Raw genomic sequence first — 12,350 nt, 5'->3', positions numbered from 1 at the left:
CAACCCTCCACGCTTTAAGGCCCTTTCATGCCCACTGATTTGTCGCAACTTCCCGTCAGGCCGGTGTTCTACGTCTCCGACGGCACCGGAATCACCGCCGAAACCATCGGCCACAGCCTGCTGACCCAGTTCGCCCAGGTCAATTTCCAGACCGATCGGATGCCGTTCATCGACACCGAGGAGAAGGCTCATAAGGCGGTCGCCGAGATCATCGCGGCGGGGGAAACGCACGGCACGCGTCCGATCGTGGTGAATTCCTGCGTCAACCCGGAGCTGAACAAAATCCTGATCGGCAGCGGGGCGCTGATGCTGGATGTATTTGCCCCGTTCATCCAGCCATTGGAGGACGTGCTCGGCACCAAGCGTCAGCTCAACGTGGGGCAGGCCCACGGCATGGTGGATTTCGACACCTACCACCGCCGTATCAACGCCATGAATTTCGCCCTCAGCCACGATGACGGCATGTCGGTGAACTACGACGAGGCCGAGGTGATCCTGGTCGCGGTTTCACGGGCGGGCAAGACGCCCACCTGCATCTATCTGGCGCTGCACTACGGCATCCGCGCGGCGAACTACCCGCTGACGGAGGAAGACCTGGAACAGGACCGGCTGCCCGCACGGCTGCGCAAGCACCGCCGCAAGCTGTTCGGACTCACCATCGATCCCCAGCGCCTGCACCAGGTGCGCCAGGAACGGCGGCCCAATTCCCGCTACGCCGAGTTGGAAACCTGCAAGCGCGAGGTGGCGGCCGCCGAGACCATGTTGCGCATGGAGCGCGTCCCCACGCTCAGCACTACCCACGCTTCGATCGAGGAGATTTCCAGCCGGATCCTGTCCCATCTGGACATTCATCGGGAAAAGTTCTGAGCGTGTAGCATCGGTTGCATGTCACACGTTGCCACCCGCACCAGGCGTCTCCCCGGGCTCAGCCGCCTGAGCTGGCTGATGGCGCTGTACGCGGAAAACCACGCGCTGCTGACCCGGCTGTTCGAGCCGGCCGACCTGCTGCCCGGCAGCTATCTGTCTCGCGCAGGGGATGGCATCGACCTGCGGCTGGATGTGATCGAGTGCCACCGTTACACCACCGAGCTTCGCCTGAGCTACGGGCTGTGCGACCCGGTCACCGGCCAGCCCGATCCCTCCGCCTACCTGCGCTTTTACCACGATGCCAAGCAGGTGGAGGCGACCCACTGTTACCTCGGCCGGCGCTGGCAGGACGTGATCGGCATGCACCCGCCGCCGGCGCGCCTGGTCGGACACCGGATGCGCATGAACACCTTTCTCGGCAAGTGGCTTCACTACCTGGGTGAACGTGGCCACGGGGTGGCCACGCTGGTGCGTGACGATGCGGCACCTCTGCCCGCGGTTCAGCGCTCGGGCACCGTCCACAGATAAACCATGCTGCCGTTGACCTCGCGGGTCTGCTCCGGCTCCCACTCGTTGGCCATGTCGAACGAGTGGCTGACGATGCGGGTCCCCGGGCGCAGTTCGCTCAGCAGCTTCGGGCGCAACTTTACGTTCAGGCTCTGCAGCAGGTAGAGGGTCACCACCGTGGCGTCGCTGATGTGCGCGTCGAACAGGTCGCCTTCGATGAAGGTCACCTTGTCGGTCACCCCAGCCTCTTCGGCGTTGGCATTGGCTTCCATGATCCGCACCGGATTGATATCGATGCCCACCGCGCGGATCCCGAACCTCTTGGCTGCGGTCACCGGTATGCGGCCGTCACCCGAGCCCAGGTCGTACAGCACGTCGTCAGGGCCCACTCCTGCCATTTCCAGCATGGCGTCCACCACCGGCTCGGGCGTGGGCACGTAGATCACGTCCGGCGTGCGGGCTGGGGGCGGGGCGCCATCTTCAAACGGTGACTCCGGGCCGGTCGCGGCCGTGATCGGAGGCAGGGTCCCGATGTCGTCCTGCCCGGCTGCCTCCACGGTGTGCATGCGCGCTTCCACGGCTTCGTCCGCACATGCGGACAGCAGCGGTACCAGCAGCACCAGGCAGGCAAGGGTTTTGATCACTTTCATTCGCGGCTCTCCCGTTCAATTGGATCGGATGGTTTCAGATACAGCAGCAACACCCCGCCGGCCAGCAGCACCGCTACGCCGGCCACCGCCCCGGCGCCGGTATAGGCCAGGCTGGAATAGAGCAGGTACGCGCAGGTCAGGCAGAACACCAGCGGGAGCAGGGGATACATCGGCACCCGGAACGGCCGCTCGATGCCTGGCGAACGGCGGCGCAGTACGAACAGGCTGATGCCCACCAGCAGGAAGAACAGCCAGAACACCGGCGCTGTGTATTCCACCGCCATCCGGAAGCCATCCAGCGCCAGCGCTCCCAGACCCACGAGAAGCAGCGCAAGCCCACCCTGGACCAGCATGGCGGTACGCGGCGACCCGCTGCGTTCGTCCCAACGGCCGATGAAGGCCAGCGCCGGAAAATCCCGGCCCACCGCATAAACGCTGCGTGCGCCGGTGATCATCGTGGCATTGGCTGAAGTCAGCGCCGCCGCCACCACGATCCCGCTCATCAGCCATGCCCCACGGTCACCGAACACGTGCGCCATCAGGTCCGCGGCCACTGCGTCGGAGTCCGCCATGCCTCCCAGCCCAAGCACGCGCAGGTAGGCGAAGTTGATCAGCAGATAGAGCAGGGAGATCACCACCAGGCTGAGCACCAGGATCCGCGGCATCCAGCGCTGCGGATCGCGCACCTCGGCGGTGATGTAGACGGCCTCGTTCCAGCCGCCGAAAGTGAGCAGCACGAACACCAGGATCAGGCCCATGGCGCTGTCCCCGCCGGCAGGCGCCGCAACCGCGGTATCTCCCGGCGCCAGCAGCAATCCAGCGACGATGATCAGCACCACGCCGCCGATCTCCAACACCGTCAGCCAGAACTGCGCCGCAGCACCCTGGCGGATCCCCAGCCAGTTGATGGCGGTGAGCACCACCACCGACAGCGCAGCGTAGAGGGCGGCCGACCCGGCTCCCAGGCTGAACACCTGCGACATGTAATCGCCCACTACGAAGGCCAGCAGCGCGATCGATCCAGTCTGGATCACCGCCAGCCGCGCCCACGCGTACAGAAACGCCAGCCGCGGTCCATAAGCCCGGCGCAGGTAGTTGTAGTCGCCCCCGGCCTGGGGATAGGTGGTAGCAAGCTCCGCGTAACAGAGCGCGCCAATGATCGACAGCAGGCCGCCCACCAGCCAGGCGCCCAACATGACCGCTTCGCTGCCCGACGCCCCGGCCACCAGCGACGGCATGCGGAAGATGCCAGCACCCACCACGATGCCGATCGTGATCGCAAACGCGTCCCGGGGACGCAGGATGGGGCGGGGCAGGGCAGAGGCCAAGGAGGAGCCGGGCCGCTGTCGTTTCAGATCCATGAAACTCCGCTATTCGAAGCGATGCGCCACAGGCCGCACCGCCGGAATGGCCGGCGTTGGAACAGCCGGGGGATTTCGGATGACGTGAACCAGACCGATGGTACCCGGTACGACGATGGATGAAGACGGGCCCGCGGAACGCACGAATGGAGACTGCAGCAGACAGGCGCTGTGCGGATGACAGACAGCAAAAAGGCCCGCCGAAGCGAGCCTTTTTGCTTGAATAAGTGGCGTCCCCACGGGGATTCGAACCCCGGTCGCAACCGTGAAAGGGTTGTGTCCTAGGCCTCTAGACGATGGGGACGCTGATGCAGTCATGATATCCGACCGGCCTGTGGCCGGATACCTTCAAATTGTGGTGGAGCCAGGCGGGATCGAACCGCCGACCTCCTGCATGCCATGCAGGCGCTCTCCCAGCTGAGCTATGGCCCCACATCGTGTGGAGCCGGAAATTGTAATGGGGGTTTTGATTAAGCGCAACACCCTGCTGATCCGTCAGCTGTCTTCTACCGGAGGGTTCAAGCATCTTGGTGCTCCAAGGCGCGGCGTGGCTCCGGAGCGGGACCTTGATCAGGACATGGGTTCCAAACGAAGTTCCAGTCGATGTAGCGCGGGCCTACCGGCTCTCCGCCCAAAGCCATCACCACCGCGTCGCTCAGTGCAGTGATGTCGGCGGATTTTCCCGGAGCCAACACGGCCATGCTTCCGACTTCCACGCGTTGGCCGGCAACTTCGACGTCACCCCTGGCCACGTAAACGGCGCGCTCGGTGTATTCAGGCGGCAAAGATGTGCGCGTGCCGCCTCGCAGCTGCCAATGGACGTAGAACTGGGGCGAATCCACCTTCACCGGCGACTCCACGCCGGCCAGGCGCCCGGCGATCAGGCGTCCAACAACGCCATCCCCGCTGAACACCGGGAGAGCTTCACTGGTGTAGTGCCAGAAACCCGGATCCATTTCTTCACGCTCATTGGGCAGGGCTACCCAGGCCTGGATGCCATCCATGGGCCCGCCGAGGGACCGATCATGCGGCGCTTGGCAAACGGCAGCACCCGCCCGACTTCAAACGCCCCCAGGTCACGACGGCGTTGCTGGATGATGAGTTCGATCATCTCGAACCTCCGGTGCTCGTGGCGATCAAGGCAGCCCGCGCACCGCTGGCGACAGCCGCCAGCGGTGCAGGGTGCATCAGCTTTCGCTCATGCCCGAGGCTGGCTCGGGTGCGCTTCCGTGACGCACCTTTTCCTCGATCCGGCGGCCCACGTCAGGATCGATCGACTTCCAGTATTCGAACGTGCGTTCCAGCACCGGGCTGCGCACGCCGCCGAGAAGGGCACCGGCGACCGTCTCCACCAGCCCGTCGCGCTCGGCATCGGTGAACACCTCTCGCACCATGGTGCCGGGCTGGATGAAGTCGTCATCGTCCGCACGCAGGGTGTAGGCGCTGCGTACCATCTGGCCGTCGCACTCCCAGCCGTCCTCCACCGGCCCGGTCTCGTCGGCCCAGGTGCGGCCGCCGCTGTTGGGGGCGTACACCGGTGCCGCGCCGCTGTGGTGATAGGTCATGTGGCCATCAAACATGTAGGTGTTGACCGGCACCTTGGGCTGGTTGACCGGCAGCTGGTGGAAGTTGGTGCCGATCCGGCGGCGCTGGGCGTCGTTGTAGGCGAACGCGCGGCCGAGCAGCATCTTGTCCGGCGACAGCCCAATCCCCGGCACCGTATTGCCTGGCGAGAACGCCGCCTGCTCGATCTGGGCGAAGAAGTTCTCCGGATTGCGGTTGAGGGTCATGGTGCCCACGCGGATCAGCGGGTAGTCGGCGTGCGGCCAGACCTTGGTCAGGTCGAATGGATTGAAGCGGTAGGTCTTGGCGTCCTCATACGGCATCACCTGCACCGACAGCACCCACTGCGGGTGGTCGCCGCGGGCGATGGCATCGAACAGGTCGCGGCGGTGGAAGTCGGCATCGCTGCCGGCCATGTCCATGGCCTCGGCGTTGGAGAAGAACGCCATGCCCTGCTGGGTGTGGAAGTGGTACTTCACCCAGAACCGCTCGCCGGCTGCGTTGATCCACATGAAGGTATGCGAGCCATAGCCGTTCATGTTCCGCCAGCTGCGCGGCAGGCCGCGCGGGCCCATCAGGTAGGTCACCTGGTGGGCTGATTCCGGGTTGGAACTCCAGAAATCCCACTGCATGTGGTTGTCGCGCAGGCCCGAATCCGCCAGACGCTTCTGGCTGCGGATGAAGTGCGGAAACTTCATCGAATCGCGCACGAAGAAGATCGGGGTGTTGTTGCCGACCAGGTCGTAGTTGCCTTCGTCGGTGTAGAACTTCATGGAGAAGCCGCGTACGTCGCGCCAGGTGTCGGGGCTGCCCGACTCCCCGGCCACGGTGGAGAAGCGGATCAGCATGTCGGTCTTCGCGCCCGGCTGGAACAGCGCCGCCTTGGTGTATTTCGAGACGTCTTCGGTGGTCTCGAACACGCCGAACGCACCGCCGCCCTTCGCATGCGGCTGGCGCTCGGGCACCTTCTCGCGGTTGAAGTGCGCCATCTGCTCAAGGAAGTGCACGTCGTGCAGGACGACCGGACCGTCGGGCCCGATGGTGAGCGAGTTGCGGTCGCTGGGTGCTGGCGCGCCCGTGCTCATGGTCGAACCGGTCACGTGTCTGTCTTCTTTCTTTGCCATGCGAGGTCTCCTTCTCGGCAGGTACCGGGGAGATGATGCCCCCCGATATGTTGCAAGGACGTTAGATGTATAGAGGCCCGAAATGCCCGGGCCTTGGAGAAGTGATCATCCAGCCGCGCTCATCACCTGCACGTCGCCGGCCTCGGTGCGGCCCTTGTTGCCCAGGCTGTCCTGATCGGTGATGAGCAGTCAGGCACCCCTGGGAAGAACCGTCAGGACGCGGGCGATGAAGTCGTGGAACTCCTTGAGGTAGTCCCCAAGGAATTTCGCCGTGGAATCATCCGCGATCTCGCCGGCCTCGTTGATCATCCCGTCCTTGAACTGGATGTAGGCCTCCGGCGCGTTCATCTGCGGGGAGTTGAGGAAGCCCAGGATGCTGCGCAGGTGTTGCTGGCCCACGGCGGTCCCGATCGAACCCGGCGAAGTCCCGATCACGCCCGAAGGAATGTTGGCAAAGGAGTTCGTGCCCCAAGGGCGGCTGGCCCAGTCGATGGCGTTCTTGAGTCCACCGGGTATCGACCGGTTGTATTCCGGGGTGACGATCAGGATCGCGTCCGACTCCTCGATTGCCTTCTTGAACTTTCGTCCGACCTCGGGATAGTCGTCGTCATAGTCGTAGCTGTACAGCGGCAGATCCTTGTACGGGATCTCCTGGAACTGGAGTTGTTCCGGCGCCAGTTTGAACAGCGCGCTGGCGAGCTTGCGGTTGATCGATTCGGTAGCGAGGCTACCGACCAGGTAGCCCACTTTGTACGTTTTCATTGTCATCTCCAAGGTGGCGAATTGGCCTGCAGCGGACGCTAAACCGATGCCTCAACAAACCTATCGCACTCATTGTTCAAAAAGCGCATAGCTTGAGGCTGGCGATTCGCGGTCGCATTGGGGTTCGCATCGCTGGCCATGCCCGCGAGCGCTGCTGAGCGGCGCTGGAAGCGGCGGGCCTTCAGCGGGCGCGGAGTGAAGTACTGGCCGGCGCCGGACTTGGTCTCGGTGGGCGCTTTTCTGCAGCAGACCCTCGTACAGCTCAACCAGGCCGTCGTCGCGAAGGACGTCGCAGAGTCCAGAGCTTCTGGACGATGTCCTTGTGGGTCATGCCTTGGGTTCTTCTGTGGAAGTGGGGCAGGGCGGCAGCGGGATGCCCGGTGCCAGGGCGTTGATCTCGTAGCGGGTGCTGCGACCGCCACCGGGCAGGCGGCGGATGCAGCCCTTCTCCAGCAGGTCGGCCAGATGGCGGGTGGCGGTGGCCTTGGAGACCTTGGCGACCGCCTGGTAATGGCGTGCGGTCAGGCCCTGTTCGAAGCCGCGTTCACCACCGTCCAGCAGGCGGTTGAGCACCTTGGCCTGCTCGGCCGACAGGGCCTGCTCGCGGTGGGCCTGCCAGAAGCGCGCCTTGGCCAGCACGCGGTCGATGCGGTGCAGGGCGCGGGTCAGGCTGTCGTGCAGGGTGCGCAAGAACCAGTGCAGCCAGGCGGTGATGTCGAGGCCGTCCTTCTGGCTGGCTTCGAGCACGCGGTAATAGCCTGCGCGGTCGGCAAGGATGCTGGCCGACATGGCGTGGAAGCGGATGACCTGCGGCTGCGCCTGGGCGAGCGCAAGGTCGGTCAGGGCGCGGGTAAGGCGGCCGTTGCCGTCGTCGAAGGGATGCAGGGTGACGAACCAGAAGTGCGCGACACCGGCCCGGAGCAGGGGATCGAGCGCGCTGTCCTGCCGCGAGGCGTTGAACCAGGCGATGAAGTCATCCACCTGCGCTTCGAGTCCTTCGCGGGGTGGGGCTTCGAAATGCACGGTGGGGCGGTCGATGCGTCCCGAGACCACCTGCATGGGGTCGCTGCCGCGCAGCGCACCCACCTGGATGCGCGCGGGCAGCAGGTCGTCGCTGGCGGCGAACAGCCAGCGATGCCACTGCAGCAGCCGCGGCAGGTCGAGCGGGGCGTCGGCATGCCGGGTAGCGTCGAGCATCAGCTCGGCCAAGCCTTCGGCGTGGGCGGTGGTGCGGCGCGCCGCTTCGTCGGCCAGGCCCAGGCGGCGGGCCAGCGACGAGCGCACCGAACCCACGTCCAGCTGCTCGCCCTCGATCGCCGAGGAGTCGACGATGTTGGAGAGCAAGGTGTCAAGCGCGTCCTCGTCCTGCAGGTCGCCAGCGGCGGCGCCGGCCATGCCGAGCAGCTGGCCCTGCACCTGCTGGCAGTCGCGCAACAGGCAGGCCAGCGCCGTGGCATCCCATGTGAAGCGGGGCCAGGCGGGCTGCCGCCAAATCCAGCGGGGCGGGGTCATCGGGTGGCTTGCATGAGCTGAATTCGCGGTCTATTTGGCTCGAAAGATGAGCCGAATATACCCCGTAATCGGCTCATCTGCATCTTAGCCGACTTGGTTCCAGAGCTGCTCCCCGATATCGTCCAGGATCCGGTCGAGCTGGCCATCGAGCAGTTTGTCGAGCCTGGGGGCGCCGCTGCAGAGGAGTCCAGGCACGGCTGGCGTAGATCGCCTGCATGCTTTGCCACTCATACTTCAGCGACAGCCACCGGAGATCGTCGTGGTTGAACTGGTGGCCTTCGGGTGAAATCAGGGTGTTGTTTCGGAACTCGTAGCCGGACCATTCTCCGGACAATTTCAGGTCATGCACAGATGGCGCCTCCGAACCGGCGTCATAGCAAGCAGACCACACCGGCATTGCACCGATCCTGCGCCCATTGTAATTGACATAATATACATTATGCGCAGTTGGATGCGGAGGCTGGTCGCGGCGTTTGCGAACATGATCCGCCGATTTGGAGCCTTGCATGCGCCCGCCTTGCTGGCTTGAAGGTACACCCTGTCCCAACTGGTGCGCCCGCGAGAACTACAGCCGAACCGTCCACAACCATCACCATCTGCCTGGACCATGGACCGGCTGGCGCTTCGCCGGTCGCTGGCTGATCAACCCGGACGGCGAGCGCATCGCTCCCCATTTGCTTGATCGGTGGATGTACCGGCATGGGGCCATGTTCCGCTGAAAAGCGGTCTACAGGTGGAACAATGCGGGCTGGCAATTCATGCCGGCCCGGAATTTGACCCGGATTGCATGCACCACCGCAACAAGAGCGGTCGCCGTGGTCAGGCCTGCGGACCGTGGCCCAGCACCTCGACCACGATGACCCGCAACGGCCCCGGCTGGTATCTTGCCCCCTGGCAATTGCGGAACCGGGGAACGAACCATGCTTGCAAGCCTGATCCTAGCCACAACGCTAGGTGCGCCGGAAGTGCGCATGCCACCCGACTTCTACCATATGTGCATCACCGAACACCCGTACGAATCGCAAGAGTTCTGGCGATGCGCCGTTGAAATGGACGAAGCGAACCGTAAGAACATCGGCCCAGAAGGCTTCAAGCAACTAGAAGTTTGCCGGGACGCCTTGGCTGTGCTAGACGCCGGCCAAGTCCACCGATTAAAACTTACCATCGACGGTATCGAAATAGAATGCGAGGGCCGGCCACCCTCGGCCGCTACAACACCGAGCGCGTGATCGTGCCGAACTCAACGGCAACTACGTCCCCGCCGCTCTGCGTAGTTGTCGCTCTCGGCAAACGCCTTGCGCAACTTCAAGCTCGTCCGCCACCATTTCGACCCGGATGAGGTAAGGAGGAATCCTTACCCATGATAAACATCCCTAATCCCCTACCCAATGGTGATCGACGCCACGCTATGGATCGGCCGGAAGGCTATACGTCATCGGCCCCATACGTTCCTGGAGCAATGCACCACATGAACGACTGCACATCAATCATGTCCCTAGGTTCGACCTCCGAGATCGAATTCATCAGATGGCTGGAGAAGTCAACGATCGAGCGATAAGTCTTCGCATTGACCTCAGGCCGATAGTTAATCTCGTAAGCGCAAACCTCCGCAGCATTCTGCGTGATGGTCGGCTTCACGAACATGTGCCGGTCCGGGTACATGAAGAACAGGAAATACGTTGCGACCGTCCATTTGCAGGCACCGATATCCTCAAGGCAGGCGGCGTACCTGTCGAACCTGCCGTCAAAATCCCCTTCGCCGTGAAGCACGTCGAACAGGGATTCCGCAAACGTCTTTTGGGATTCTTCGGACTTCAAGCCGTCCCGCATTGCCATCTTCTCGTTCTTGAAGATCATGGCATTCGCACGGACACCCGTCAGCTTCAGTGCCCGGTTACATATGTCCCGATACTCCCCCGCATCAAGCATGGCGCGCATGGCGGTACGATCCAGCCCGACCTGCACATCACCCGAGATCTCTTCCTTGTGGTCGCGTTCGTGGGCTCGGAATCGCTCTCCCGAGAAACCGCCGGGGAACTCCTTAAGGAAGTACTGCATCGATGCGGTGAGGCTTTTGTAGCGAACGCTGACCTTGCCTCCGTCGATCTTGAGATTGTCCAGAACTGGGCTTTCCGCGTCCAGCCCTGAAACCACGACCGGTTCCACATGACTGAGCACAACGGTTTTCTCGCCGACATCCACGAAGAAGATCCGCGCTCTAGCGCCGTCGCTGTCCTCCAGCACGAGTCCCAACCCCCAGGAATCCATCCTGGGATGCCGAACCCTATCCCCCTTTCTGTACTTCATTTCTGTACTCCATCCTCGGACAGATAGGCGTTGAGCCGTTGGGCGATCGCTTCACGCCGGGCCTTTAGGAATTCGCTGTAGGCATCAACGCCAAGAAGCGCTGGGGCGAGTGGAATGCATTGTGCGTCGAATGGCCCGGCACCGACCTTGTCCAGGTAGCCCGGCAGGTATTCGACTGGCGCCTTGTCGCTGATCTGCCGATTGGTCTTGCCTGCAATGAACGAGAGATTGGCGATATCGTCGGCTTCGCGTGGTGATCGACCCGCCTTCCTCAGCAACGCTTTGGGAAAGATGTGATGAAACTGGAGCCGATGTTGCGACCCGGCATGAGCCAATGAAATTGCCAAGTTGGATCGCCAGTCCCTGGCGCCGGCGGCATGGAAGGCCAGAAACATCGTCTTGAACAAGGCACTGCGCTGATTCCGCCCTTCAAGCTCTTCGGCAGAGATATCCAGGCGCCCCATCTGCAGGCGCAAGCGGTCGATCATCTCGGCCGTGCCGCCGCCTTGCCGCAGCGAGGCCAAATCCTGGTCGAGGATCGTTTCGCTTGATCCACGCGAAAATCGCCCCTTAGCATTCGCAAGCAGTGCCCAGTAGCGCAACCGATCGGCTTCTTCGAGGCTGAGGTGATAGTCGCGCTTGTGCCCGAAGTACGCCATCGCGATCAGGATGAAGGGCGACGACAGCAGGGCCGGACTTGCGATTCCTGCATTGCTCCGCATGAAGTTGAGTGCGAACTCCATCCCCAGGCGACTCTCCTTCCACGCCGCCTGCAACGTATCGAGGCTGAGGTTTCCCACAGTCAGGAAGCGGGATTGACCCGTGGCAAAGGCAACAAGGTTCTTGAGATGGATGCCAAGGTCCAGATCGAAACCCATTCCGGCACAGGTCTTCTGGAAGGACTGGAACTCAGCCAGCGAGTTACGCCACTTTGCCGTGATTTGCGCCAGCGCCAGGTCAGAACTGCGCAATTTCGCCCCAAGCGAGTTGACCCGCACAAAAATCTCCGTGACTTCGTCGTAACTCAGGCTGCTTTCGAGGACATCCATGCGGTAGCTGTACTTGCGGACATTCCTGAGTCGCGCCAATCGCTGGCAGTACTTCTCCATCCTCGGGTCATCCATGCTTGTGATCCCGGCGGCCTTGAGGAAAGGCATGTCGCTTGAATCCCGGAACACATCCGACACCTTGACCCACTGCGGCAGTTGCTCCAGCTTGCGGGTCGCCACCACGAATGCCATCTTGCTGAAGCGCTGCATCATCTCGTCCTCGGATGAATCCGCCTCATCCTCGTCCTCGATATCAGCATCTTCGTTGACCTCTGTGACAAGGGACAGGTGGTCTGGATGTTCCAGGTTGAAAAGCAGCTCAATCGGTCGCTTGCGGCCGCGAACCTGCACCGGTTCACCACGGATCACCGCCGATAGCGAGGTCAATCGCTGCTGGCCATCCAGCAGCAATTGCGTTTCTTGGTAACGGTTGTCTTTCTGGGCAACCGCGAAGTCCTGCAGGGGAACCGCTTCGTTGGTTCGCCATAGCAGGATCGCGCCGGAAGGATATCCGCGATACAGAGAGTCCATCAGGTCGCGTACTCGTGGCGAGCGCCAAACGTAACGACGTTGCATCTCGGGCAGGCGCAGCTGCCCGCTTTCGATCATGCCCACCAGTTCCTCAACGGTAGCTTCTGCCTTCGCCAT

At 62.9% G+C, this 12,350-nt stretch carries 13 protein-coding genes, 2 tRNA genes and 1 pseudogene; 4 read left to right on the top strand and 12 right to left on the bottom strand.

The genetic code is table 11. From position 1 onward, the window contains the following. Nucleotides 1–27: 27 nt before the first annotated feature. Together ppsR and ACW7G3_RS02835 are read left to right on the top strand one after the other, a co-directional pair. On the top strand, nt 28–867 hold the full coding sequence (ppsR, locus tag ACW7G3_RS02840; protein ID WP_456980954.1) for a posphoenolpyruvate synthetase regulatory kinase/phosphorylase PpsR: 840 nt from the start codon (nt 28–30) through the stop codon (nt 865–867). Between the two features lie 18 nt (nt 868–885). Further along, nucleotides 886–1,395 (top strand): DUF1249 domain-containing protein, encoded by a 510-nt coding sequence (locus tag ACW7G3_RS02835; RefSeq protein WP_456980953.1) that lies wholly within the window; start codon nt 886–888, stop codon nt 1,393–1,395. Here the strand turns inward: ACW7G3_RS02835 and ACW7G3_RS02830 are convergent. The 10 genes and pseudogenes from ACW7G3_RS02830 to ACW7G3_RS02785 form a co-directional block, all read right to left on the bottom strand. Beyond that, a complete protein-coding gene (locus ACW7G3_RS02830; RefSeq protein WP_456980952.1) occupies nt 1,368–2,024 on the bottom strand; it encodes an SAM-dependent methyltransferase in 657 nt (218 codons plus the stop codon). The genes ACW7G3_RS02835 and ACW7G3_RS02830 overlap by 28 nt on opposite strands. Then, a complete protein-coding gene (locus ACW7G3_RS02825) occupies nt 2,021–3,385 on the bottom strand; it encodes an APC family permease (RefSeq protein ID WP_456980951.1) in 1,365 nt (454 codons plus the stop codon). Before ACW7G3_RS02825 ends, ACW7G3_RS02830 begins: the two co-directional genes overlap by 4 nt. Before the next feature lie 228 nt (nt 3,386–3,613). Further along, nucleotides 3,614–3,689: transfer RNA gene (locus ACW7G3_RS02820), tRNA-Glu, on the bottom strand. Nucleotides 3,690–3,741: 52 nt separating this feature from the next. Beyond that, nucleotides 3,742–3,817: transfer RNA gene (locus ACW7G3_RS02815), tRNA-Ala, on the bottom strand. An 86-nt stretch (nt 3,818–3,903) separates the two neighbouring features. Further along, complete coding sequence (locus ACW7G3_RS02810) at nt 3,904–4,389, bottom strand: pirin family protein (RefSeq protein ID WP_456980950.1); 486 nt, start codon at nt 4,387–4,389, stop codon at nt 3,904–3,906. Next, nucleotides 4,365–4,496 (bottom strand): hypothetical protein, encoded by a 132-nt coding sequence (locus ACW7G3_RS02805; RefSeq protein WP_456972231.1) that lies wholly within the window; start codon nt 4,494–4,496, stop codon nt 4,365–4,367. Before ACW7G3_RS02805 ends, ACW7G3_RS02810 begins: the two co-directional genes overlap by 25 nt. 76 nt (nt 4,497–4,572) lie before the next feature. Next, entirely contained in the window at nt 4,573–6,072 is a 1,500-nt protein-coding gene (locus tag ACW7G3_RS02800; RefSeq protein ID WP_456980949.1) for a catalase, read from the bottom strand. Between the two features lie 189 nt (nt 6,073–6,261). Beyond that, a complete protein-coding gene (locus ACW7G3_RS02795) occupies nt 6,262–6,834 on the bottom strand; it encodes an NADPH-dependent FMN reductase (RefSeq protein WP_456980948.1) in 573 nt (190 codons plus the stop codon). A 327-nt stretch (nt 6,835–7,161) separates the two neighbouring features. Continuing rightward, nucleotides 7,162–8,346 (bottom strand): Fic family protein, encoded by a 1,185-nt coding sequence (locus tag ACW7G3_RS02790; protein WP_456980947.1) that lies wholly within the window; start codon nt 8,344–8,346, stop codon nt 7,162–7,164. A 214-nt stretch (nt 8,347–8,560) separates the two neighbouring features. Then, nucleotides 8,561–8,743: pseudogene (locus ACW7G3_RS02785) on the bottom strand (DUF3653 domain-containing protein); the annotation flags it as partial. A 109-nt stretch (nt 8,744–8,852) separates the two neighbouring features. On the opposite strand from ACW7G3_RS02785, the gene ACW7G3_RS02780 reads away from it, so the two are divergent. Then, nucleotides 8,853–9,065 carry a DUF3653 domain-containing protein gene (locus tag ACW7G3_RS02780; RefSeq protein WP_456980946.1) on the top strand — a complete coding sequence of 71 codons (213 nt, stop codon included), beginning with the start codon at nt 8,853–8,855 and terminating at the stop codon, nt 9,063–9,065. A gap of 201 nt (nt 9,066–9,266) precedes the next feature. Next, a complete protein-coding gene (locus ACW7G3_RS02775; RefSeq protein WP_456980945.1) occupies nt 9,267–9,575 on the top strand; it encodes a hypothetical protein in 309 nt (102 codons plus the stop codon). Between the two features lie 196 nt (nt 9,576–9,771). On the opposite strand, the gene ACW7G3_RS02770 is transcribed toward ACW7G3_RS02775, so the two are convergent. Together ACW7G3_RS02770 and ACW7G3_RS02765 are read right to left on the bottom strand one after the other, a co-directional pair. Further along, a complete protein-coding gene (locus tag ACW7G3_RS02770; protein WP_456980944.1) occupies nt 9,772–10,653 on the bottom strand; it encodes a DUF3553 domain-containing protein in 882 nt (293 codons plus the stop codon). Beyond that, entirely contained in the window at nt 10,650–12,350 is a 1,701-nt protein-coding gene (locus tag ACW7G3_RS02765) for a GmrSD restriction endonuclease domain-containing protein (RefSeq protein WP_456980943.1), read from the bottom strand. The genes ACW7G3_RS02770 and ACW7G3_RS02765 overlap by 4 nt, the downstream gene beginning before the upstream one ends.

This window comes from Luteimonas sp. A478, assembly GCF_054052025.1.
The sequence above is the reverse complement of the archived record's forward strand: the minus strand, read 5'-3'. Positions and strand labels throughout refer to the sequence as shown.

Bases quoted from the DNA above. Each gene is read 5' to 3' on its own strand.
- ppsR (WP_456980954.1), top strand. From the start codon at position 28: ATGCCCACTGATTTGTCGCAACTTCCCGTCAGGCCGGTGTTCTACGTC.
- ACW7G3_RS02835 (WP_456980953.1), top strand. From the start codon at position 886: ATGTCACACGTTGCCACCCGCACCAGGCGTCTCCCCGGGCTCAGCCGC.
- ACW7G3_RS02830 (WP_456980952.1), bottom strand. From the start codon at position 2,024: ATGAAAGTGATCAAAACCCTTGCCTGCCTGGTGCTGCTGGTACCGCTG.
- ACW7G3_RS02825 (WP_456980951.1), bottom strand. From the start codon at position 3,385: ATGGATCTGAAACGACAGCGGCCCGGCTCCTCCTTGGCCTCTGCCCTG.
- ACW7G3_RS02810 (WP_456980950.1), bottom strand. From the start codon at position 4,389: ATGGATGGCATCCAGGCCTGGGTAGCCCTGCCCAATGAGCGTGAAGAA.
- ACW7G3_RS02805 (WP_456972231.1), bottom strand. From the start codon at position 4,496: ATGATCGAACTCATCATCCAGCAACGCCGTCGTGACCTGGGGGCGTTT.
- ACW7G3_RS02800 (WP_456980949.1), bottom strand. From the start codon at position 6,072: ATGGCAAAGAAAGAAGACAGACACGTGACCGGTTCGACCATGAGCACG.
- ACW7G3_RS02795 (WP_456980948.1), bottom strand. From the start codon at position 6,834: ATGAAAACGTACAAAGTGGGCTACCTGGTCGGTAGCCTCGCTACCGAA.
- ACW7G3_RS02790 (WP_456980947.1), bottom strand. From the start codon at position 8,346: ATGACCCCGCCCCGCTGGATTTGGCGGCAGCCCGCCTGGCCCCGCTTC.
- ACW7G3_RS02780 (WP_456980946.1), top strand. From the start codon at position 8,853: ATGCGCCCGCCTTGCTGGCTTGAAGGTACACCCTGTCCCAACTGGTGC.
- ACW7G3_RS02775 (WP_456980945.1), top strand. From the start codon at position 9,267: ATGCTTGCAAGCCTGATCCTAGCCACAACGCTAGGTGCGCCGGAAGTG.
- ACW7G3_RS02770 (WP_456980944.1), bottom strand. From the start codon at position 10,653: ATGAAGTACAGAAAGGGGGATAGGGTTCGGCATCCCAGGATGGATTCC.
- ACW7G3_RS02765 (WP_456980943.1), bottom strand. From the start codon at position 12,350: ATGGCGAAGGCAGAAGCTACCGTTGAGGAACTGGTGGGCATGATCGAA.